The sequence below is a fragment of the Microbispora sp. NPDC004025 genome (genome assembly GCF_053604425.1).
Map to the genome: position 1 here is coordinate 1 of NZ_JBSGHN010000018.1, position 19,743 is coordinate 19,743.

A 19,743-nucleotide genomic window follows, 5' to 3' on the forward strand; every position below is an offset into this window, starting at 1 on the left:
GCCCCCTCGATCTGATACGCCGCGGTGGCCGTGCCCCACACAAAGCCCGCGGGAAAGGTCCGCGGCATGGCGGGACGTTCGTCGGTCGCCGTCATTCCCTGTTCGCTCCAGGTTCCGTGCCCGCTCCGGTGAACAGCCCGGACACGGCGGCCGGCCGTGCGGGCGATGGGACCGTTCCCCCGGCAGCCACGGGACCCGCCGAGCCGTACGGCGGGCACACACGCGGGCAGACGGGGTTCCGCAGCGAACACCTGAACTCCCTCGCAGGAGGAAGGGGAAGCGGCTGCGAGACGTGACAGCGGCCGAGCCCGTGGCAACGAGAAAGCGCCGGCCGATGCCCGCCATCACACATAAAAGGAGGGGAAGCTGTCAAGTCACGAAAACGTGACGGAGGGAAATTCTGCTTACTGGTTGACGAGTCGCCCGATGATTGCGTATTTTCGGGGAAACCGGTTGCATGAAACCGGTTACAGCGAGATGCGATAGCGTTTGGTCCGTGGCAACGATCAGAGAGCTGGCGCGCCTGTGCGGCGTGTCTCCCGCGACTGTCTCCCGCGTCTTCAACAACCCCAAGGTGGTGAATGCGAAGACCAGGGAGCAGGTCCTGCGGACGGCGCGTCAGATCGGCTACCTGCCCAACGAGTCGGCCCGCACGCTGGCCACCAAGAAGTCCTTCATGGTCGGCCTCGTGTGGGACACCGACCACCGCCGCCCCGGCTGGCGGCACCCGTTCTTTCAGGAAATTCTCATCGGCCTGAAGACCGCGCTCAGCGGGCGCGGCTACCACCTGCTCATGCTGGCCACGAGCGGGGAACCGACCGAGGACGCCTACGTACGCGCCGTGCGCAGGCACAACCTGGACGGCGTGGTGATGATCGACAGTGGCACCTGGGATCCCTCACTGCGGCAACTGGCCGAATCGGGCGTCCCCTGCGTCAGCCTCGACCGTCCCGTGCAGGGTCCCCGCGCCACGTACGTCACCTCGGACAACGTCGGCGGCGCCCGCCTCGCCGTACGGCACCTGCACGAGCAGGGGCGCCGGGCCATCGCCACGATCACGGGCCCGGCGCACACGCGGCCGGGCGCCGAGCGCCTGCAGGGCTACCAGGACGAACTGGCCCGGCTGAGGCTGCCGCGCCGGCCCGAGTTCGTGGTCGAGGGCGACTTCTACCTGTCGGGCGGCCACGCCGCGATGCGCCGCCTGCTGGAGGCCGACGACCGGCCCGACGCTGTGTTCGTCGCGGGCGACGAGATGGCCGTCGGCGCGCTGGTCGCGATCGGCGAGGCCGGCCTGAAGGTGCCCGAGGACATCGCCCTGGTCGGATTCGACGACATCGAGGTGGCCGCGCTCGTCCCACCGGGCCTGACGACCGTCGCCCAGGACAAGGACGGATTCGGCATCGCCGCCGCGGAGGCGGTCGTCTCCATGATCAACGGCGCGGACGCCCCGCCGCCCCGGATCCTGCCGGCCACGCTCGTCGTGCGCGGCTCCAGCACACCTCCGCTTTGAGCCCCGTCCCCCTTTGAGAAGCCGGTCACCGCGCCGAAAGCAAACCGGGATCCTCGTCAGGCCGGTTGCCACACCGAAAGCAATCCTCTCCCCGCTCGGGCCGGGCACCGCACCGGAACCGCGGTCCTCGTCCGGGCCGGTCACTGCGCCGGAAGGAACCTCCGGTCCTCGCGAAGTCCGCTTCGCTGGACCTTCGCTGCGGTCCTCGCTCCCTTCCGCTCCGCTCCCTCCGCCCCGAGGGTGAGACCTATGGGGACAGCGTGCATTCTGGAGCGCTGTGCTCCCGGAGGCGCTTATCGTGATGAGGCATCCATCGCTTTGATCCTCCGGGGGACTTCCGTGTCCGAGCAGTCCTGGCCTGCCCGCATCCGTGCCGAGTTCGCGCAGCGCGTGCTGGATTTGCGGCACCATCACCCCGGGGTCCTCGCCTCGCTGGACCAGCACATGGCCGCCGTCAGGCACGCCATCGCGGAGCTGGGCGAGCGGGTGGGGCCCGCCTCTCTGGTCGCCTACCTGATCGGCTACTGGGACGGCGCGCGGGACAAGGGCTGGCGGGCGCCCGGACCGGACCAGCCGCTCGACTTCGCCGCCCTGCGTATGACCGCCGTCTGCCTGATGCTCGACGCCGCGGCCGAACCGGCCTGACGACACAGCGGCGGGGCGCCCCTCCCCGTGGAGGGACGCCCCGCGACGAACGGCGACGCGCTCACCCGCGCGGCGACGGAGGCTCCTCCGGGGGATTCGGCCAGGAGGAGGTGGGCCGCGCCTCGCCCGGCGCGTCCTGCGGCATCGGGGCGCCCTGTGTTCCGGGGGCACCCTGTGTACCGGGAACCCCCTGAGATCCCGCCTGCGCACCCGGCGAGACCGTGTTCCCCGGCGAGACCGTGCCGGCCGGAGGGACAGGGGTCGTCGGTGCGCCCGGGGCGGCCGGCGGAGTGCTCTCGGGATACGCGGGCCGCGGCGCCTGCGCACCCCCGGTGTCCGGCGCGGCACCCTGCGGGTACGCCGCCGAGGCAGGCTGGGCGAAGGCGCCCACCCGCTGCTCGGGCCGCGGCACGGCGACCGTCTCCATCGCGTCGGCACGGCCCCGGCTGTAGGCCGCGGCCTGGGCGCGGATGGTGTCGGTCTCGGCCTCCGCGCGATTCAGCCAGTGCTCCCAGCGCTGCTGCATGGGCCGGACCAGGCCCCCGCCGACGCCGACGATGAGGATGCCGGCCACGGCGGCCAGGAAGGCGATCAGCACCGGGGTCGTGACGGTGGTCGCGACCTCGATCTGGTTGAGCGCGGCGATGACGCCGAGGCCGATGATGAACACCGACGCGATCGTGGCCAGCGCCCGGCCGTACGACAGGGAGCCCAGAGCGGAGGTGACGATGTCCTTGACCGCCCTGGCGATGGCCGTGGCGACCACGATGATGACGATCGCGACGGCGGCCTTGGGCAGCCACGCCACCACTCCGGCGAGCAGCTCGCTGACGGGGTTGGGCCCGAAGACGGAGAAGGCGATCTGCAGCGTGACCAGCAGGACCGCGTAGTAGACCAGTTTCGCGAGCAGACCGGACGCGTCGTACTTGCTGCGCGCCAGCGCCCGCCCCACGCTGCCGCGCTCGACCCAGCGGTCGAACCCGACGCGTTCGAGAACGGCGTCGACGGCCTTCCGCAGTGCCTTGGCGATCAGCCAGCCCACCGCGAGGACGACGACGAAAGCGAGGAACTTGGGGACGAACGTGGCGACCGACGACCAGGCGTCAGCCACTCCTCTTCCCCAGTCGACCGGAGCGGCCATGGGTCCTCCTGTTCAGAGCCTTCCACGACGTACGACGCCCACGGCTACCCGGTGATCCGCGTCTCATACCGGATGTGTGTCCGGCCGGGCACGCAAGGCGACGCTCCGGCCCGCAGCGGTGCACGTCAACCCTGCCGTCGCGCCCGGAGAAAAATCCCGATCCCCTTTGGTTCCGTATGCTGTACGGTACGGCATACGGAGAGAGAGGGGCTGTTCGTGTACGAGCCGAGCGACGAGGAACTGAAGAGCGTCGAGGACTGGTTCGCCCAGTACGACGCGCTGGCCGAGCAGGGGGAGATCGAGAAGCTGGCCGGCCTCGCGGTCTTCCCTATGAACCTGGTCACCGACGTGCCGGGCGGCTTCGCCGCGGTGCGGCAGTGGACGCGCGAGGAGTACGTCGAGGCGATGAAGGAGGCCATGGGCGGCGGAACGGCGGGGCTCGGGCTCGAGTCGGTGCGGACGCCGCGTTTCCTCAGCCCCAACCTCGTGTTCGTGGAGACCACGGCGACGATGACCGTCGAGGGCCGGAGGGAGAGCATGCACTACGGCGACCTGCTGGTGCGCACCGAGGAGGGGTGGGCGTTCCAGACGATGGCACAGGGCGGCTGGGGTCACGGCTGGCCGCCCGCCAGGCGCGGCTGATTCACCGCTGATCCGGCACACGCGGCGCGGGAAAAACAAACTGCGCACGAAACCGCGGCGCGGTTAGGATTTCCGCTGTCGCGAAGGATCCGCCGGCTCGAAAACAGCTACAAGAGCCGCCGGTCTCCGGAGCGGCACATGAATGACAAAGCACCTCCCGGTGCGAAGGCGACGGTTACTTCTCAGGATCGAGCGGCCGCTCGAGGTGAACGAGCACTGTGCCGCCGCCGAATCCGATCTCGGGAGGGCACAACTCGATATGCACCTCCCGGTGCGAAGGCAGCGGTTACTTCGAGGTTCGAATCCTTACAGCTCCCCATCGGGGCTGCCGGCCCCCAGGCGGGCCAACCGCCGCCACCCCGATCTCGGGAGGAGCACGACTTCACCGGCCGCGCCCGGTGCGAAGGCAACGGTTACTTCGATTCGGGATCGAGTGGTCGCAGGTTCGAGTCCTGCCCGGCCGGAAATCCGGCCGGTAGCTCAGCCGGCAGAGCGCTGTCACCGTCGCCGCTTCCGATCTCGGGCGCGTTCCGGACAACGAGGACGGGCTCCTTCCCCGGAGTGGAAGGAGCCCGTTCTCATGGCGAAGTTCAACACCGGCACGGCCGGGCCCGCGACGGTCAGCCCGGTCACCACCGAGGCCGTCCCGCGCGGTCGTACGCACGAGGGCGCGCCCGGCTACCACCGCGACCCCAGGTCGGAGCTGTTCGTCCTCGCGGTGTCGAACATGGTCGGTGAGAACACCTTCTACGAGAGGGCGGGCGACCGCGACGGCAGGTTCCGCGCCCTCGTCCACCGGGTCGCGGTCGAGGACGGCGACTGGATGGCCCGTTTCCTGCCGTGGCTGCGGGGCGAGGCGAACATGCGCTCGGCGTCCCTGGTCGCCGCCCTGGAGTCCGTGCGCGCCCGCCTCGCCGCCGGACTGCACGGCGGGAACCGCGAGCTCGTCGCCTCCGTGCTCCAGCGGGCGGACGAGCCGGGAGAGGCACTCGCCTACTGGACGTCCCGGTACGGCCGGGCCGTCCCCAAGCCGGTCAAGCGGGGCACCGCCGACGCCGTGCGGCGGCTCTACACCGAGCGCTCCCTGGTCAAGTACGACAGCGGCGCCCGCGGCTTCCGCTTCGGCGACGTCGTCGAGCTCGTCCACCCCACCCCCGCGGACGACCGGCGTGCCTGGCAGGGCGACCTGTTCGCGCACGCGCTCGACCGGCGCCACAACCGCGACAAGCCGATCCCCGCGTCGCTGCGGACGCTGCGTGAGCGGGCGGCGCTGCTCGCCCTTCCGGCGGAGGAGCGCCGGACGGCGCTGTCCGCACCGGAGCGCCTCGCCGCCGCGGGCATGACCTGGGAGGCGCTCGCCGGCTGGCTGCAGGGCCCGATGGACGCACAGGCCTGGTCGGCCGTCATCCCGTCGATGGGATATATGGCGCTTTTGAGGAATTTGCGGAACTTCGACGAGGCCGGCGTGGGCGACGACGTCGCCGAGCGGGTCATCGCGAGGCTCACCGACCCGGAGGAGGTCGCGCGTTCCCGGCAGCTGCCGTTCCGGTTCTTCTCGGCGTACCGGAACGCGCCCTCGCCCCGGTGGGCCCACGCCCTGGAGACGGCGCTGACGCTCGCCACCCGCAACGTGCCGTCGTTCGGGGGGCGCTCGCTCGTGCTCGTGGACACGTCGGGGTCCATGACGTCCGGGGCGGTCTCCGCGCGGTCGACGGTCGCGCCCGTGGATGCGGCGGCGCTGTTCGGCGTGACCCTCGCGGCGCGCGGCGACCGGGTCGACCTCGTGGGTTTCGCCGACGGCGTCTTCCGGCACGAGATCCGGCCGGGGGCGTCCGTGCTGCGCGAGGTCGAGCGGTTCCGCGCCCGGATCGGCGAGGTCGGCCACGGTACGCGGATCGCCGACGCGCTCACCCGGTCCTGGCACGGTCACGACCGGGTGGTGATCCTCTCGGACATGCAGACCATGGCCGGGTCCCGCCGAGGAGGGGTCACCACCGCGGTTCCGGCGAGCGTGCCGGTGTACGGCTTCAACCTCGGCGGCTACCGGGCCGCCGCGATGCGGACCGGCTCGGCGAACCGGCACGAGTTCGGCGGCTTCTCCGACGCCTGCTTCCGGATGATCCCCTTGCTGGAGGCGGGTGCGTCGGCCGGCTGGCCGTTCTGACCTCGGCGGCGGCACGGCGAGGGCCCGGTCCTGGCGCTGCGTGCTCCGCCAGGACCGGACCTTCGGGGGACCACGTCGTCGCTCACGCAGGGGGCGACGCAGCGCGCTCCGGACAGTTGTATAGGCTTCCTATGTAAATCTGGTTCCCGTCCGGAGGAACACCTGTGTCCGTCTCCCCGAACGCCGATCCGCCCGAGGACGCCCACCCGGTCTCGGCCATCCTGGACGACCTCGCGGTGCTCGCCGTACGGCGGCTGTCCACGCGCGAGATCAGCCTCACGGCCGCGACCACCCTGTCGTACCTGGACAGGAACGGCCCGGCGCGGCTCAGCGTGCTCGCGGCGGAGCAGGGCGTCACCCAGCCGTCGATGACCCAGCTCGTGCAGCGCCTGGAGCGCGAGGGGCTGGTGAGTCGCGGCGTCGACGCCCAGGACGGCCGGGCGGTGCTGGTCGGCGTCACCGACGCGGGCCGCGCGTTGCTGGCCGAGCGGCGCCGCCGGCGCAGAGAGCGGCTCGACGAGATGCTCGGCACGCTGTCCCCCGGCGAGCTGCGTGCGCTGACGCGGGCCGCCGGCGAGTTCCTCCCCCTGCTCCGGCGCCTGCTCGAGAGCGCGGCCGACGAGTAGGGGCCGGTCGGCTCCCCCTCGCTACTACCAGGAGGTCCGGTGAGCTCTGCTCATGCCCCCGTCTCCAATCCCTTCAAGCAGCCGAAGGCGGTCTGGGCCGTCGCCTTCGCCTGTGTGATCTCCTTCATGGGGATCGGCCTGGTGGACCCGATCCTGCCGGCCCTCAGCTCGAAGCTGCACGCCACGCCCAGCCAGGTCTCGCTGCTGTTCACCAGCTATCTGGTCGTCACCGCCGTGGCGATGCTGGTCACCGGGTGGGTCTCCAGCCGGATCGGCGCCAAGCGCACCCTCATCGCGGGCCTCGCCCTGATCGTGGTGTTCGCCGCCCTCGCCGGGATGTCCGGCAGCATCGGCGGCATCGTCGGCTTCCGCGCCGGCTGGGGCCTCGGCAACGCCCTGTTCATCGCCACCTCCCTCGCCGTCATCGTCGCGTCGAGCAGCGGCGGCTTCGCCGGCGCGATCATCCTGTACGAGACCGCGCTCGGCGTCGGGATCGCGGTCGGCCCCCTGCTCGGCGGCGTGCTGGGCGGCATCAGCTGGCGTGGCCCGTTCTTCGGCGTCGCGGTCCTGATGGCGATCGCGCTGATCGCCACCGTCACCCTGGTCCGGCCGACGCCCACGCCGGCGGCCAAGACCAGCGTGGCCGCCCCGATCAAGGCCCTGCGCCACCGCGGCCTGCTCATCCTGGGCCTGACCGCGCTCTGCTACAACTGGGGCTTCTTCACGGTGCTGGGCTACGCGCCGTACCCGATGGAGCTCGACGAGCACCAGCTCGGCCTCGTCTTCACCGGCTGGGGAATCCTCGTCGCGGTCTTCTCGGTCTTCGGCGCCCCGCGGCTGCAGGCCCGCTTCGGCATCGCCCGCACGCTCTACGCCAACCTCGTGCTGTTCAGCCTCGACATCCTGGTGATCGCGCTGTTCACCGACAACCGGGCCGTCGTGATCTGCGGCGTGATCGTGGCCGGGATCTTCATCGGCGTCAACAACACGGTCACCACCCAGGCGGTCATGACCGTCTCACCCGTGGAGCGGCCGATCGCCTCCGCGTCGTACGGCTTCATCCGCTTCATCGGCGGCGGCCTCGCGCCCTTCGTCGCGGGCAAGCTCGCCGAGCACTTCGACAGTCAGCACGCGCCGTTCTACCTGGGCGCCGCCGCGGTGCTCCTCGGCGCGGTGGTCCTCACCGCCGCGCACCGGCAGCTCGGCGAGGCCGAGCGCGCCCAGGCGGAGATGGCCGCCGCCGACCCGGCCGCCGCGAGGCGGGAGAAACTGGAGGAGGAGGCCCTGGCCGAGGACGTCGGCTCGGCCACCTGATCGACGCGCCGGTGGGGGCCGCGCCGCGGCGGCCCCGCTGGGCGGCGCCACCGTGGGTTTGCGGATGTTTTGCAACGCGCGCGGGAATGGTTTGGGCCGCCCGATTGTGGTTACTCATGTCTGGGCTGGTCGTGGCCTTCAGAGGTGAGGGGATGCGGCCCGCCGCAACGACGGGAGTACCGAATGGGTCCCCACGTCTCCCCCGCTCTCGCATCGGGACACGAACCACGGTGGCGACCACTGCGGGGCGGGGCCGCCGCCGCAGACCCGTGGGCCGGAATGACGCGGATCATCGCGTGCGGCGAGATCGACATCGGCACGGCGGGTCACCTCTACAGAGCCGTCCTCGACGTCCTGCGCCGGCAGCGGCCGGACCGCATCGAGGTCGACCTCGCGCGGGTCACCTTCCTCGACGCGTCCGGCGTACGCGCGCTGCTGATGAGCCGGGACGCCGCGGCCGAGGTGGGATGCCGCCTGACGGTGGTCGAGCCGGGCCGTATGGCACGCAGAGTCCTGGAGATCGTCGGCCTGCTCGAGACCTTCGGCCTGGCCGCGGTCCCGCCGCCCTCGGCGCCCGCCGGCAGCCGCTGAGCCGCACGGCCCGCCGGCCCGGTCACCCGCCCTCGCGCGTACGGAGCTCCCCGGTGCGCACCAGGTATTCGGCGACCTCGACCAGCTTGGTGTTCGTCTGCTGGCTGGCCCGCACGAGCAACGAGAACGCCTGGTCCGCGGTCAGCTTGTGGCGTTCCATGAGAACGCCCTTCGCCTGGCCGATGAGGTCGCGCACGGCGATCGCCCGCCTCAGCTGCTCCTGCTGGCGGGCTCCCGACATGGCCACGGCGGCGTGGGCCGCGAACAGCAGGCCGACGTGCTCGGATTCGTCGTCGAAGGCGTTCTTCTCGCGGGAGTAGAGATTCAGGGCCCCCAGGTCACCCTTCCGGACGTACAGCTGGAAGGAGAGCATGCTCTTGACGCCGAGAGCGAGGGCGCGCCGGGTGAACTCCGGCCATCGCTCCTCCCGGGTCATGTCCGGCAGCCGCACCGTCCTGTGCTTGTAGGCGGCGTCGAGGCATGGTCCCTCGCCGGTGTCGTACTGCGCCTTGTCCGCCTGCCGCACCACGTCGCCGGTCGCGGCCTGGGTCTCGACCTCGCGGCGGCGGATGACGACCGTCAGCCCCGCGTCCTGCGCGCCGGGGACCGTGTCGACGGCCGCGCCGACGATGGCCTCCAGCGTCTCCTGGGCGGTGTCCTCGTCCTGCAGGGTCCGCGCGAGATCGCTCAGCTTGACCGCGAGCTCGTCGTCGGCGGCGTGTCCCATGTAGGCCGACGACGGCCGGCCTCGCCCTTTGTCTCCGTTCACATCCCTGGCGGCCACGCGCCGTCACCACCTCTCGGCATCGAACGGCTCCGAGTGGCTCATCCGAGCCATGCCCGCACCATGGCGCCGTATGCCCGGCGGAGAGCGCCGGGGCAGCGGAATTTCCGAGCGGCCCGGGGCCCGGCTGCGCGAGGGCCGGGTCAGATCCGCGTGAGCAGGTCGGGGGTGAGCGCGGCGACGCCGGCGCAGCCGGACAGGGCCAGGGTGAGATCGGTCTCCGCCAGCACGGAGCGGATCACGTGCTCCACCCCGGCCTGGCCGTCCAGCCCCAGTCCGTACGCGTACGGGCGGCCGAGCAGCACGGTCCTGGCGCCGAGCGCGAGCGCCTTGACGACGTCGTCCCCGGTGCGGATGCCGCCGTCGAACAGCACGGTGAGCCGGTCGGCCACGGCGTCGGCGACGGCCGGCAGGGCGTCGGCCGCCCCGATCGAGCCGTTGACCTGGCGTCCGCCGTGGTTGGAGACGACGACGCCGTCCATTCCCGCGTCGGCGGCCAGGCGGGCGTCGTCGGGGTGCAGGACGCCTTTCAGCACGATCGGGCCGTCCCAGTGCTCGCGCAGCAGCGCGAGGTCCGGCCACGTCTTGCCCGGGTCGCCGAACATGCCCACGAAGTGCAGGACGGCGGCGTTCGGGTCCTCGTGCACCGGCCGGGCGAGCCCGGCCTGGAACGCCGGGTCGGTGAAGTAGTTGGCGGTGCCCACGCCGCGCAGGAACGGCAGGTACGCCTGGTCGAGGTCGCGGGGCCGCCAGGCCAGCAGCGGGGTGTCGAGGGTGACGACGAGCACGGTGAACCCCGCCGCCTTGGCCCGGGCGAGGAAGCTGAGGGTGACCTCGCGGTCCTTGCCCCAGTAGAGCTGGAACCACCGCTCGCCGTCTCCCATGGCCGCCGCGACGTCCTCCATCGGCGTGCTGGATGCCGATGACAAGGCGAAGGGCACGCCCAGCGCCGCCGCCGCGCGGGCGGCGGCCCGCTCGGCCTCGGGGTGCATGATCGACAGCACGCCGATCGGCGCCAGCGCGAGCGGCGCGGGCAGCTTCCTGCCGAGCACGGTCACCGACAGGTCGCGTTCGCGCACATCGCGGAGCATCCGCGGCACGATGCGCCAGCGGTCGAGCGCCTCGCGGTTGGCGCGCTCGGTGCGCCCGCTGCCCGCGCTTCCGGCGACGTAGCCGAACGGGCCCGGGCCGAGCCGCCGCTCGGCCATCTCCTCCAGCCGGGTCAGGTCGGTCGGCAGCCGGGGCACGGCCCCCGTCATGCCGTTGAGGTAGATCTCGTACTGGAAGTCCGCCCAGGTGGTCATCGTCGTCCTCGTTCCGAATCGCGGCACGCTACCGAATCATGGGGCGAAAAGCCGCCAACTGGGTCGTAGCGGCTCACCGGGGCCCGGGAGCGCGGCGGAAGGCGAAGGGCTCGCTCTCGCGGCCCGGCACGACGAACCAGCACTCACCGGTGCCCTCGCTCGCCAGCAGTGAGAAGAACGCGTCGGCGACCGTCTCGACGTCCAGGATCGGGAACTTCATCTCGTCCAGCAGCGCCTTGATGTCGCCGTCCAGGATCGCGGTGTCCGCGAACGACGGGCACAACCCCTGCACTCTGATGCCGAGGGGCTCCAACTGCGGGCCGAGCGAGCGGACGAGACCGACGACCGCGTGCTTGTTGGCCGCGTAGATGGGATCCTGCGGAATGCCCACGATCCCCGCCATGCTGGCGGTCGCCACGATCACGCCCCCGGCCCGCATCGCCGGCAGCGCGGCGTGCACGCCGAAGACGACACCGTCGAGGTTGATCCCCATCACGCGCCGGTAGCGGTCGGGGTCGAAGTCCTCGCCGAGCCCGCAGCCCGAGGCGACGCCCGCGTTGAGGAAGACGAGGTCGAGCCCGCCGTGCCGCTCGACCGCGAGCGCGACCGCGGCCTGGTTGTCCTCCAGCCTGGACACGTCGGTCCGGACGAACGAGGCGCCGATCTCCTCCGCGGTGCGCGCGCCGGCCTCGGCGTCGACGTCGGCCAGCACGACGTGCGCGCCGTACGCCGCCAGACGGCGGGCGACGCCCGCGCCGATGCCGCCCGCGCCCCCGGTGACGAGCGCGACCTTGCCGGAGATTTCGTCGGTGTTCACAGTGGGAGTCCTCCCGTCGCGGCCCTGGTCGAGCCGGTAGCCCGGTAAGCCTCGATTGTCCGTTCGGCGATGCGCATCTGGTGGATCTCGTCGGCGCCGTCGGCGAACCTGGCCCATCGGGCGTGCTGGAACATGTGCGCCAGCGGGGTGTCGGTCGAGTAGCCGAGCGCCCCGTGGATCTGGATGGCGCGGTCGACGATCCTGTTCAGGCTGTTCGCCACGAAATGCTTGGCCATCGAGACCTCGGTACGGAAGTCCTCGCCCTTGTCGATCTTCGAAGCGGCGTGCAGCACCATGAGCTTGCACTGGTACAGCTCCATCGCCGAGTCGGCGATCATCCACTGCACGCCCTGCTTGCCGGCGAGCAGCGACCCGTGGCTGTATCTGTCCAGCGCCCTGCCCACCATCATGTCAAGGGCCGTCTCCGCCTGCGATATCCACCGCATGCAGTGCGCCAGCCTGGCCGGCCCGAGGCGGTACTGCCCCAGCCGGTGGCCGTTGCCCCGTCCGCCGAGCACCGCGGAGTCCGGCACGCGCAGGTCGGTGATGACGATCTCGCTGTGGCCGGTCGAGCCGTGCATGGTCTCGATCTCGCGTACGTCGTGCCAGCCCTCGGCGGGCAGGTCCACGAGGAAGGCGGTGTTCGCGCCCCGCGCGCCCTCCGGCAGGTCGAACTCGGTCTTGGCGATCAGGATCGCCAAGCTCGCCCTGCGGGCGTTGGAGATGAACCACTTGTGCCCGTTGATCACCCATTCGTCGCCGTCCTTCACGGCGTTCGTACGGATGAGCGTGGGATCGGAGCCGGCCACCTCGGGCTCGGTCATCGCGAAGCACGACATCTTCACGCCGTCGAGCAGCGGACGCAGGTAGCGCTCCTTCTGCTCGTCGGTGCCCCAGTGCAGCAGCGTGTGCATGTTGCCCTCGTCGGGCGCGGCGCAGTTGAGCACCCACGGGCCGAGCCTGGTCTTGGCCGCCTCGGCCTGCACCATGGCCAGTTCGACGTGGCCGAGGCCCATGCCGCCCCACTCCACGGGCATGTGCGGCAGCCAGAGCCCCTCCTCCTTGGCCCGGCGGCGCAGGTCGAAGATCGTGCGCAGGTACTCGTCCCGGGCGAGCGCCTTCTCCTCGGAGTCCTCGAACGGCTTCACCGCCGGGATCACGGTCTCCTGGATGAACGTCCGCACCCGCGCGCGTATCTCCTCGTGCTCGGGGGCGAGCGTGAAGTCGATGGCCATGATCCTCCCTCGGGCGCCCGCTAATGCGGCTGCCGCACCATATAAGGCGATCGCCTGAAATACCGTATCCTTCGGGCGTACGGGCGACAAGGGAGGCGTGATGGCGGCGGAGACCACGGTCCGGCGGCTCGTGGACGCCGCGGAACGCCTGTTCGCCGAGCGCGGCATCGACGCGGTCTCGCTGCGTGAGATCAACGCCGCCGCCGGGCAGCGCAACTCCACCGCGCTGCAGTACCACTTCGGCGACCGCGCCGGGCTGCTCAAGGCGGTGCTCGCCAAGCACCGGCCGGAGATCGAGGCGCGGCGCCACCAGCTTCTGGACGAGTACGAGGCGCGCGGCCCGCTGCCGCCGGTCCAGGCACGCCGCACGCTCGCCGCCGCGCTCGTCCGTCCGGCCGCCGCCAAGCTCGCCGATCCCGACGGCGGCCGGGCCTATCTGCGGGTCATGGAGCAACTGGTCCACCGCGTCCCGCCCAGCCTCCCCGACGACGGCGGCGGCAGCATCGGCCGCTGGCGGGAACTGGTCGCCCCGCTGCTCCCCGAGGCCGCCGTACGCCTGCACCAGCGCTTCATGGCGATCCGCATGACGTACGTGGAGCTGGCCCGCCGGGCGGGCGCGGCCCCGGCGCGGGACGACCGCCTGTTCACCAGTCACCTGATCGACGTCGTCGCGGCGGTCCTCGCCAGCGAGGTCTCCGACGAGACCGCCCGGCTCCTCGCCGAACGCGAGCGGGCAGCCGGGCGGCCTGGCGGGAGTCAGACTCCGAACGCCTCCGGGTAGCGGATCGTGCCGGCCGGCACGGGCCGTGTGGGATCGAAGACGAGCGCCATCATGTACTTGTCCTCGACGTCGAAGGGCGGCCGGATGGCGTAGCCGGAGGCCGGGGTGAAGCCGAAGCGCGGGTAGTACTCGGCGTGGCCCAGCACGAGCACGAGGTTCTCACCCTGCTCGCGGGCGGCGCGCAGGGCTGCGCGGATCGCGGCGGAGCCCGCGCCCTTCCGCTGGTGCTCGGGCCTGACGGCGCACGGGCCCAGAGCGAGCGCCGGAGCGTCGTCCACGTGGCAGCGGGTGAGCAGGGCGAATCCGGCGACGTCACCGCCGGGGGCATCGGCGACCCAGGACAGGCCGGGGACCCACGCCTGCGGGTCGGCCCGCAGCGCCTCGACGAGGTCGGCCTCGTGCGGGGTGGGGAAGGCGGCGAGGTTGACCTCACGAATCCGGGCGAGGTCGGCGGCGGTCTCGGGCCGGGTGGTCCAGGAAAGGGTCATGGGAGGGTTGGCGTCCGTCTCTGTGCTCGCCTGCGGGCGCAGGGCGTCGGTCTGGGGTGTCGGGGAGATGTCCGGGTCGACGCGGCCGGTCATGACTGCCGGTCCCTGAACTTGTAGGTCGCGCGCAGATGGCTGGTGATCGCCTTCTGCCGGTCGCCGCGCTCGGCGCGCAGCCGGGCGTCCGTCCGCGACGCCGCCCAGGCGTTCTCGCGTCGCAGCTTGCGATAGCTGTCGAGGCGGCGCCGGGTCAGTTCTCCCGCCTCGACAGCGGCCCGCACCGCGCACCCGGGTTCGGTGTCGTGGGCGCAGTCGCCGAAGCGGCAGTTGCGGGCGAGGTCTTCGATCTCGGCGAAGACCTGTCCCAGGCCGTCGGCGGCGTCGTAGAGGCTGATGCCGCGCAGACCGGGCGTGTCGATGAGGACCCCGCCGCCGGGAAGTGGCACCAGCTCACGGCGGACGGTGGTGTGACGTCCTTTGCCGTCCCGTGCCCGCACCGCCCGCGTGGCGAGAAGCTCGTCGCCGAGCAGCGCGTTGCCGAGGCTGGACTTGCCCGCGCCCGAGGAGCCGAGCAGGACCGTGGTGCCGCTCAGCAGCGCGGTCAGCACGTCGATGTTCCGGCCGGTGGCCACGCTGGTGACCAGGACGTCCACGCCGGGCGCCAGCGCGGCCGCCTCGGCCCGCGCGGCGGCGGGATCGGGGGCCAGGTCCGCCTTGGTGAGCACGATCAGCGGGCCGGCGCCGCTGTCCCAGGCGAGGGCGAGCAGCCGCTCCAGCCGGGCCGCGTCCAGCGGAACGGCCATGGAGACGACGACGGCGACCACGTCGACGTTGGCGGCGAGCACCTGGCCGTGGGAGGAGCGGGAGGCGGACGAGCGCACGATCGCGCTGCTTCGCGGTAACAGGGCCGTCAGTTCCGGGTCGGGACCCGGGCGCAGCACGGCCCAGTCGCCGGTGCACGGCGCTTCGAGCGGATCGGGCGAGTACGTCGCCGCGAGCCGGGCCCGCACCGGCCCGGACTCGGTGACCGCGTCGCACAGGCCTCGGTCCACGCGCGCGATCCGGGCGGGCACCAAGCCGGCTTCGCGGTACGGCGCGAAGGCATGGTCGAGACTTTCGGTCCATCCATAGCGGGACAGGCCGAATTCAGAAGGATTGGACAATGTGAGACACCTTGCGGGAAGGGGCCCCGACGAGACACAGGAACCACCCCGCCTCGGCAGCCGGACAGGCTGACGGCGGAGGGAAGAAATGGGTCAGACCGGGGCCCGGGACGTGAGGATTGTCCGGGCGCTGCGCACGGCAGCGGTCTTCACCGCGGTCATCAAACCTCACCTCCCTCTCATCCTTGATCCGACACCGAACGATCAGCACGGTACCACGTCCGGCGGCCGAAACAGGGGCCGAGCCGGGCGGCCGGAGTCCAACCTTTTGCCCTGTCTGGGGAATTCACTGCCGCAGCGTGGCGGCATCGGGGGCACACCATCCCTAGGACGACCGCCTCGCGGCGGTGTCATCGGGCATCAGGGGATCCGGCGGCGGACACGATCCCGCGTCCGTCTCGCGGGTCGCGTCGGACACTCTTCGTGCGGATCGACGAACCCGCCCAAGTCACACGCGATCGGCCAAAGGGTGATCATGCCGAGTCACGCATCGCGCACAGCACGGGCCGGGGGCGGCTCACGGATTCCGCTCAGGCGATCACGCGGACGGCTGCACCACGTCTTCGAGGCACGTTGTGACCTGACGCCGGGGGCGACGGCCCTTGAGTGCGGACAGCTGAAATTGACGTACGCCGCGCTGGACGCTCGGGCGAACCGGCTCGCGCACCTGCTGCGCGACCTGGGCGTCGGTCGCGGGTCCCGCGTCGCGATCCTGCTGCCGAGGTCGGTGCACACGTACGTGGCGCTGCTCGCGGTGGGCAAGGCGGGCGCGGCGTTCGTGCCGATCGACCCGCAGTCGCCGCCGGACCGGGTCGGCTACATCCTCGACGACGCCGGCGTCGACCTCGTGCTCACCACGTCGGACCGGTCGCTGACCGTCGTCGCGCTGGGGCACCGCGTGCTCGACCTCGACGCCTGCGCCGGCCTCGCCGCCGCCGCGCCGGTCACCCGCCCGCTCGACGGCGCGGCCGACGACGATCCGGTCGCGTACGTCATGTACACCTCCGGGTCGAGCGGCCGGCCGAAGGGCGTCGAGGTGGCGCAGTCGAGCATCAGCAACTTCCTCGACGTCGTGCCGGGCCTGTACGGCGTGCGGCCGCACGACCGCGTCTACCAGGGGATGACGATCTCCTTCGACTTCTCCATCGAGGAGATCTGGCCGACGTGGGCGGCCGGCGCCGCCCTCGTCGCGGGCCCGGCCGGCTTACCGCAGTTCGGCGCGGAGCTCGCGGACTTCCTGGACCACAGCGGGATCACCATGCTCTACTGCGTCCCGACGCTGCTCGCCACGATCCCGCGTGAGCTGCCGCGCCTGCGCACGTTGATCGTCGGGGGCGAGCCCTGCCCGCCCCGGCTGGTGGAGCGGTGGAGCCGGCCCGGCCGCCGGATCCTCAACACGTACGGGCCCACCGAGGCGACCGTCACCGCGACCTGCGCCGAACTGCTCCCGGGGCGGCGGGTCACCATCGGCCGGCCCTTGCCGACCTACTCGGTGGTGCTACTCGACGAGCGGCGCGACCCGGTGCCGGACGGCGAGGTCGGTGAGATCTGCATCGGGGGACCCGGCGTCGCCCGCGGCTACGTCGGCCGTCCCGACCTGACCGCCGACCGCTTCATCGAGCACCCGCTGGCTCCCCCCGGCGGCAGGTTGTACCGCACCGGGGACCTCGGCCGGGTGACCGCGACCGGAGAGATCGAATATCTGGGCCGCGCCGACTCCGAGGTGAAGATCCGGGGGCATCGGGTGGACCTGGGCGAGATCGAGAACGTGCTGCTTGAGGACGCCGGCGTCGCCGAGGCCGTGGCCGCCCTCATGCCCGTGCCCGGCACGGACGCCCCCGGCGGTGAACTCGCCGCCTACGTCGTGCCCGCCGTAGCCGGCAAAGACGGCGACGGCGACGGCGACACCGGCCGGGCCCTCGCCGGGCGGCTTCACGACCGGCTGCGCCGCAGGCTGCCGTCGTACATGCTGCCCTCGTTCCTGGACGTCGTGGCCGCGTTGCCGGCCATGCCGAGCGGCAAGGTGGACCGCCGGAAGCTGCCCCCGCCGACCGGCCGTCGCCTCGTGGGCCCCGGACCGGTGACGCCCGCCGAGGGCGAGCTGGAGACACGCCTGCGCGAGGTGTGGGCGGAGGCGTTCGGCCTCGCCCCCGAGTCGCTGTCGGTCGAGGCGGACTTCTTCACCGACCTCGGCGGTCACTCCCTGCTGGCGGCACGCGTGGTGTCGCTGCTGCGTGCCGGTGAGATCGGCGCCGGCCTCGCGGTGCGCGACCTCTACGCCAACCCCACCGTGCGGCGCCTCGCCGCGCATCTGGGCGGTCGTACCGGTTCGCCGGAGCCGGCCGCCCCGCCCCGCCCGGCTCCCCTGCGGCACGGCGGCCGCCGGATCGCGCTCGCCGGGGCCGCGCAGAGCGCGGTCATCTACCTGCTGCTGCTCGTGATCACACTGCCGGTCTCCGTCACGCTGTACGGGTGGACCACCCCCCGGCCGATCCCCGGTGTCCCGAGGAGGGACGAGGGGTGGCTGATGCTGCCCGGTGACGGCGCCGACCTGCTCGCCTCACTGGCGCTGGCCGCGATGACCACCTATGTCTGGGTGCACTGGCTGCTGCCGGTGCTGCTCGCGCGACCGCTGGCGGCCGGCGTCCGGCCCGGCCGATATCCGCTGTGGGGCGTCACCTACCTGCGGCTGTGGGCACTGCAGCTGCTGCTGTCGGTCTCCCCGCTGCCGCTGCTGAGCGGCTCCCCCATGATGGGGGCGTACCTGCGGCTGCTCGGCGCGCGGGTCGGGCCGGGCGCCGCCGTCGCGACGGCCGACGTCAACCTTCCGGCGCTGCTGCGGATCGGTGCGGGCGCCTCGGTCGGATACCGCTCCTCCCTGCACGCGTGGCTGGTGGTGGACGGCTGGGTGGTCGTCGCCCCCGTGGAGGTCGGTCCGCACGCCTTCGTCGGGAACGGCGTCGTGCTCGGCCCGGGCGCACGGGTCGCCGCCCATGCCGGGCTCGGCGACCAGTCGGCGCTGACGCGGGGCGAGACGGTGCCGGAGGGGGCGCGGTGGGCCGGGTCGCCGCCGAACCCCGTGGAGTCGCTCGGGCCCGTGGTGGAGACGATGCTGCGCGCCCCCTCCCCCGCCGGGTGGAAGGCGCGTCACGTGGCCGCGGCGGTGGCCGTCCTCTGCTGCCTCGAGGCGGTCATGCTGGCCTCGATCGTGCCGAGCGTCCTGGTCGTGTGGACGGCCGTGGCCGCCCGGGGTCTCGCGGCCGGGCCGGCCGCCGTCCTGGTGGCGGGCCCGCTGTACGTGGTCGTCGTCTGCGCGGCGGTGGCCGCCGGCAAACGCCTCGTCCTGCCGAAGGCGCCGGTCGGCGTGCACCCGGCGCGTTCCTGGCTCGGCGTACGCAAGTGGGCGGTGGACAAGCTCCTGGAGTTCAGCCTGCGGTCGACCAACTCGCTCTACGGCACGCTGTACACCTCGCCGTGGCTGCGGCTGCTCGGCGCGCGGGTCGGCCGCCGCGCCGAGGTGTCCACGGCCGCGCAGCTCGATCCCGATCTCCTCACGCTGAGCGAGGAGAGCTTCGTCGCGGACATGGCGAGCGTGGGAGCCGCGGACTTCGCCCGCGGCCGGGTCGCCTTCCTGCCGACCGAGGTGGGCAGGCGCGCGTTCGTCGGCAACGCCGCGGTCATCCCGGCGGGCACGCGGATGGGACCGGGGTCCCTGGTGGGCGTCAGCACCATCCCGCCACCCGACGGCGTCCCCGAGGGCACCTCGTGGCTCGGCTCTCCCCCGATGCACCTTCCGGTGCGGCAGGACAGCGGCTCGTTCTCCGAGGACCAGACGTTCCGGCCGCCCCGCCGGCTGGTGCTCCACCGCCTGGGCATCGAGTTCTTCCGCGCCACCCTCCCGGCGACGCTGTTCGGGGCGGGTTTCTACCTCTACCTGCTGGGCGTGCATGCGCTCGCCCGCGTCCTGACCCTGCCCGCGGTCGTGGCCGCCGCGCCGCTCGTCGCCTGTGCGGCGGGGCTGGCGATGATCGGCTGCTGCGTCGCCGCCAAGCGACTGCTCATCGGCGCGTACCGGCCGAGGGTGGAGCCGCTGTGGAGCCGGTTCGTCCGGCGCACGGAGTTCGTCACCGGGCTGTACGAGGCCGCCGCGGTTCCGGCCGGGGTCGCCCTCCTGGCCGGAACCCCGTTCCTCCCGCCCGTGCTGCGGTGGTTCGGGGCCCGCATCGGCAGGCGCACCTGTATAGCGACCACCTACATGACGGAGTTCGACCTGGTGGAGATCGGCGACGACGTCGCGATCGGATCGGGGGTGTCCCTGCAGACCCACCTCTTCGAGGACCGGGTCATGAAGATGTCCGCCGTGACCGTACGGTCCGGCGCGAGCATCGGCGCCCGCGCCGTGGTGCTCTACGACTCGGTGGTGGGCGAGGACGTCTCGCTCGGCGCACTGTCGCTGCTGATGAAGGGCGAGCGGCTCACGCCGGGCACGAGCTGGCGGGGCATCCCGGCGCAGGCCGGCCTCGCCTGACAGATCTGGGAGA

General features: G+C 72.3%; 16 protein-coding genes, 1 tRNA gene and 1 pseudogene. 10 read left to right on the plus strand and 8 right to left on the minus strand.

The genetic code is table 11. The features are described from left to right. Window positions 1–95: family 1 glycosylhydrolase (locus ACWEQG_RS33440; protein ID WP_452291171.1), on the minus strand; the 95-nt coding region annotated here is incomplete at its 3' end. A gap of 401 nt (window positions 96–496) precedes the next feature. On the opposite strand from ACWEQG_RS33440, the gene ACWEQG_RS33445 reads away from it, so the two are divergent. Beyond that, window positions 497–1,510: a LacI family DNA-binding transcriptional regulator gene (locus ACWEQG_RS33445; RefSeq protein WP_452290939.1), complete on the plus strand. Its 1,014-nt coding sequence runs from the start codon at window positions 497–499 to the stop codon at window positions 1,508–1,510. 339 nt (window positions 1,511–1,849) lie between these two features. Next, window positions 1,850–2,155 carry a DUF6401 family natural product biosynthesis protein gene (locus tag ACWEQG_RS33450; protein ID WP_363473604.1) on the plus strand — a complete coding sequence of 102 codons (306 nt, stop codon included), beginning with the start codon at window positions 1,850–1,852 and terminating at the stop codon, window positions 2,153–2,155. Window positions 2,156–2,216: 61 nt separating this feature from the next. Here ACWEQG_RS33450 and ACWEQG_RS33455 read toward each other — a convergent pair whose 3' ends face one another. Then, on the minus strand, window positions 2,217–3,296 hold the full coding sequence (locus ACWEQG_RS33455; protein WP_452290941.1) for a mechanosensitive ion channel family protein: 1,080 nt from the start codon (window positions 3,294–3,296) through the stop codon (window positions 2,217–2,219). 216 nt (window positions 3,297–3,512) lie between these two features. Between ACWEQG_RS33455 and ACWEQG_RS33460 the strand changes: the two genes are divergently transcribed. From ACWEQG_RS33460 to ACWEQG_RS33485, 6 genes and pseudogenes are all read left to right on the plus strand, one after another. Continuing rightward, a complete protein-coding gene (locus ACWEQG_RS33460) occupies window positions 3,513–3,938 on the plus strand; it encodes a nuclear transport factor 2 family protein (RefSeq protein ID WP_452290943.1) in 426 nt (141 codons plus the stop codon). A 385-nt stretch (window positions 3,939–4,323) separates the two neighbouring features. Further along, window positions 4,324–4,403: transfer RNA gene (locus tag ACWEQG_RS33465), tRNA-Ser, on the plus strand. Between the two features lie 913 nt (window positions 4,404–5,316). Then, window positions 5,317–5,841 (plus strand): annotated as a pseudogene (locus ACWEQG_RS33470) (TROVE domain-containing protein); the annotation flags it as partial. Window positions 5,842–6,266: 425 nt separating this feature from the next. Next, window positions 6,267–6,728, plus strand: coding sequence for a MarR family winged helix-turn-helix transcriptional regulator (locus ACWEQG_RS33475; protein ID WP_363472188.1), 462 nt, complete (start codon window positions 6,267–6,269; stop codon window positions 6,726–6,728). 39 nt (window positions 6,729–6,767) lie between these two features. Then, window positions 6,768–8,042 carry an MFS transporter gene (locus ACWEQG_RS33480; RefSeq protein ID WP_452290945.1) on the plus strand — a complete coding sequence of 425 codons (1,275 nt, stop codon included), beginning with the start codon at window positions 6,768–6,770 and terminating at the stop codon, window positions 8,040–8,042. A gap of 279 nt (window positions 8,043–8,321) precedes the next feature. Beyond that, window positions 8,322–8,633 (plus strand): STAS domain-containing protein, encoded by a 312-nt coding sequence (locus ACWEQG_RS33485; protein ID WP_452290947.1) that lies wholly within the window; start codon window positions 8,322–8,324, stop codon window positions 8,631–8,633. 22 nt (window positions 8,634–8,655) lie between these two features. Here the strand turns inward: ACWEQG_RS33485 and ACWEQG_RS33490 are convergent, their stop codons facing one another. The 4 genes from ACWEQG_RS33490 to ACWEQG_RS33505 all read right to left on the minus strand — a co-directional run bounded on the left by ACWEQG_RS33490 (window position 8,656) and on the right by ACWEQG_RS33505 (window position 12,773). Beyond that, on the minus strand, window positions 8,656–9,360 hold the full coding sequence (locus tag ACWEQG_RS33490) for an ANTAR domain-containing protein (RefSeq protein WP_452290949.1): 705 nt from the start codon (window positions 9,358–9,360) through the stop codon (window positions 8,656–8,658). A 200-nt stretch (window positions 9,361–9,560) separates the two neighbouring features. Continuing rightward, a complete protein-coding gene (locus tag ACWEQG_RS33495) occupies window positions 9,561–10,721 on the minus strand; it encodes a lactate 2-monooxygenase (protein ID WP_452290950.1) in 1,161 nt (386 codons plus the stop codon). A 73-nt stretch (window positions 10,722–10,794) separates the two neighbouring features. Further along, window positions 10,795–11,538: an SDR family NAD(P)-dependent oxidoreductase gene (locus ACWEQG_RS33500; RefSeq protein ID WP_452290951.1), complete on the minus strand. Its 744-nt coding sequence runs from the start codon at window positions 11,536–11,538 to the stop codon at window positions 10,795–10,797. Continuing rightward, complete coding sequence (locus ACWEQG_RS33505) at window positions 11,535–12,773, minus strand: acyl-CoA dehydrogenase family protein (protein WP_452290953.1); 1,239 nt, start codon at window positions 12,771–12,773, stop codon at window positions 11,535–11,537. The genes ACWEQG_RS33500 and ACWEQG_RS33505 overlap by 4 nt, the downstream gene beginning before the upstream one ends. A gap of 100 nt (window positions 12,774–12,873) precedes the next feature. On the opposite strand from ACWEQG_RS33505, the gene ACWEQG_RS33510 reads away from it, so the two are divergent. Then, window positions 12,874–13,554, plus strand: coding sequence for a helix-turn-helix domain-containing protein (locus tag ACWEQG_RS33510; protein ID WP_452290955.1), 681 nt, complete (start codon window positions 12,874–12,876; stop codon window positions 13,552–13,554). Here ACWEQG_RS33510 and ACWEQG_RS33515 read toward each other — a convergent pair. Together ACWEQG_RS33515 and rsgA are read right to left on the minus strand one after the other, a co-directional pair. Then, window positions 13,530–14,042: a GNAT family N-acetyltransferase gene (locus tag ACWEQG_RS33515; protein ID WP_452291173.1), complete on the minus strand. Its 513-nt coding sequence runs from the start codon at window positions 14,040–14,042 to the stop codon at window positions 13,530–13,532. The genes ACWEQG_RS33510 and ACWEQG_RS33515 overlap by 25 nt on opposite strands. A gap of 89 nt (window positions 14,043–14,131) precedes the next feature. Next, window positions 14,132–15,202: a ribosome small subunit-dependent GTPase A gene (rsgA, locus tag ACWEQG_RS33520; RefSeq protein ID WP_452290956.1), complete on the minus strand. Its 1,071-nt coding sequence runs from the start codon at window positions 15,200–15,202 to the stop codon at window positions 14,132–14,134. 475 nt (window positions 15,203–15,677) lie between these two features. Between rsgA and ACWEQG_RS33525 the strand changes: the two genes are divergently transcribed. Beyond that, the gene (locus ACWEQG_RS33525; RefSeq protein ID WP_452290957.1) at window positions 15,678–19,730 is read left to right on the plus strand and encodes a Pls/PosA family non-ribosomal peptide synthetase; all 4,053 of its coding nucleotides are present in this window, start codon (window positions 15,678–15,680) and stop codon (window positions 19,728–19,730) included. The last annotated feature ends 13 nt before the right edge of the window (window positions 19,731–19,743 follow it).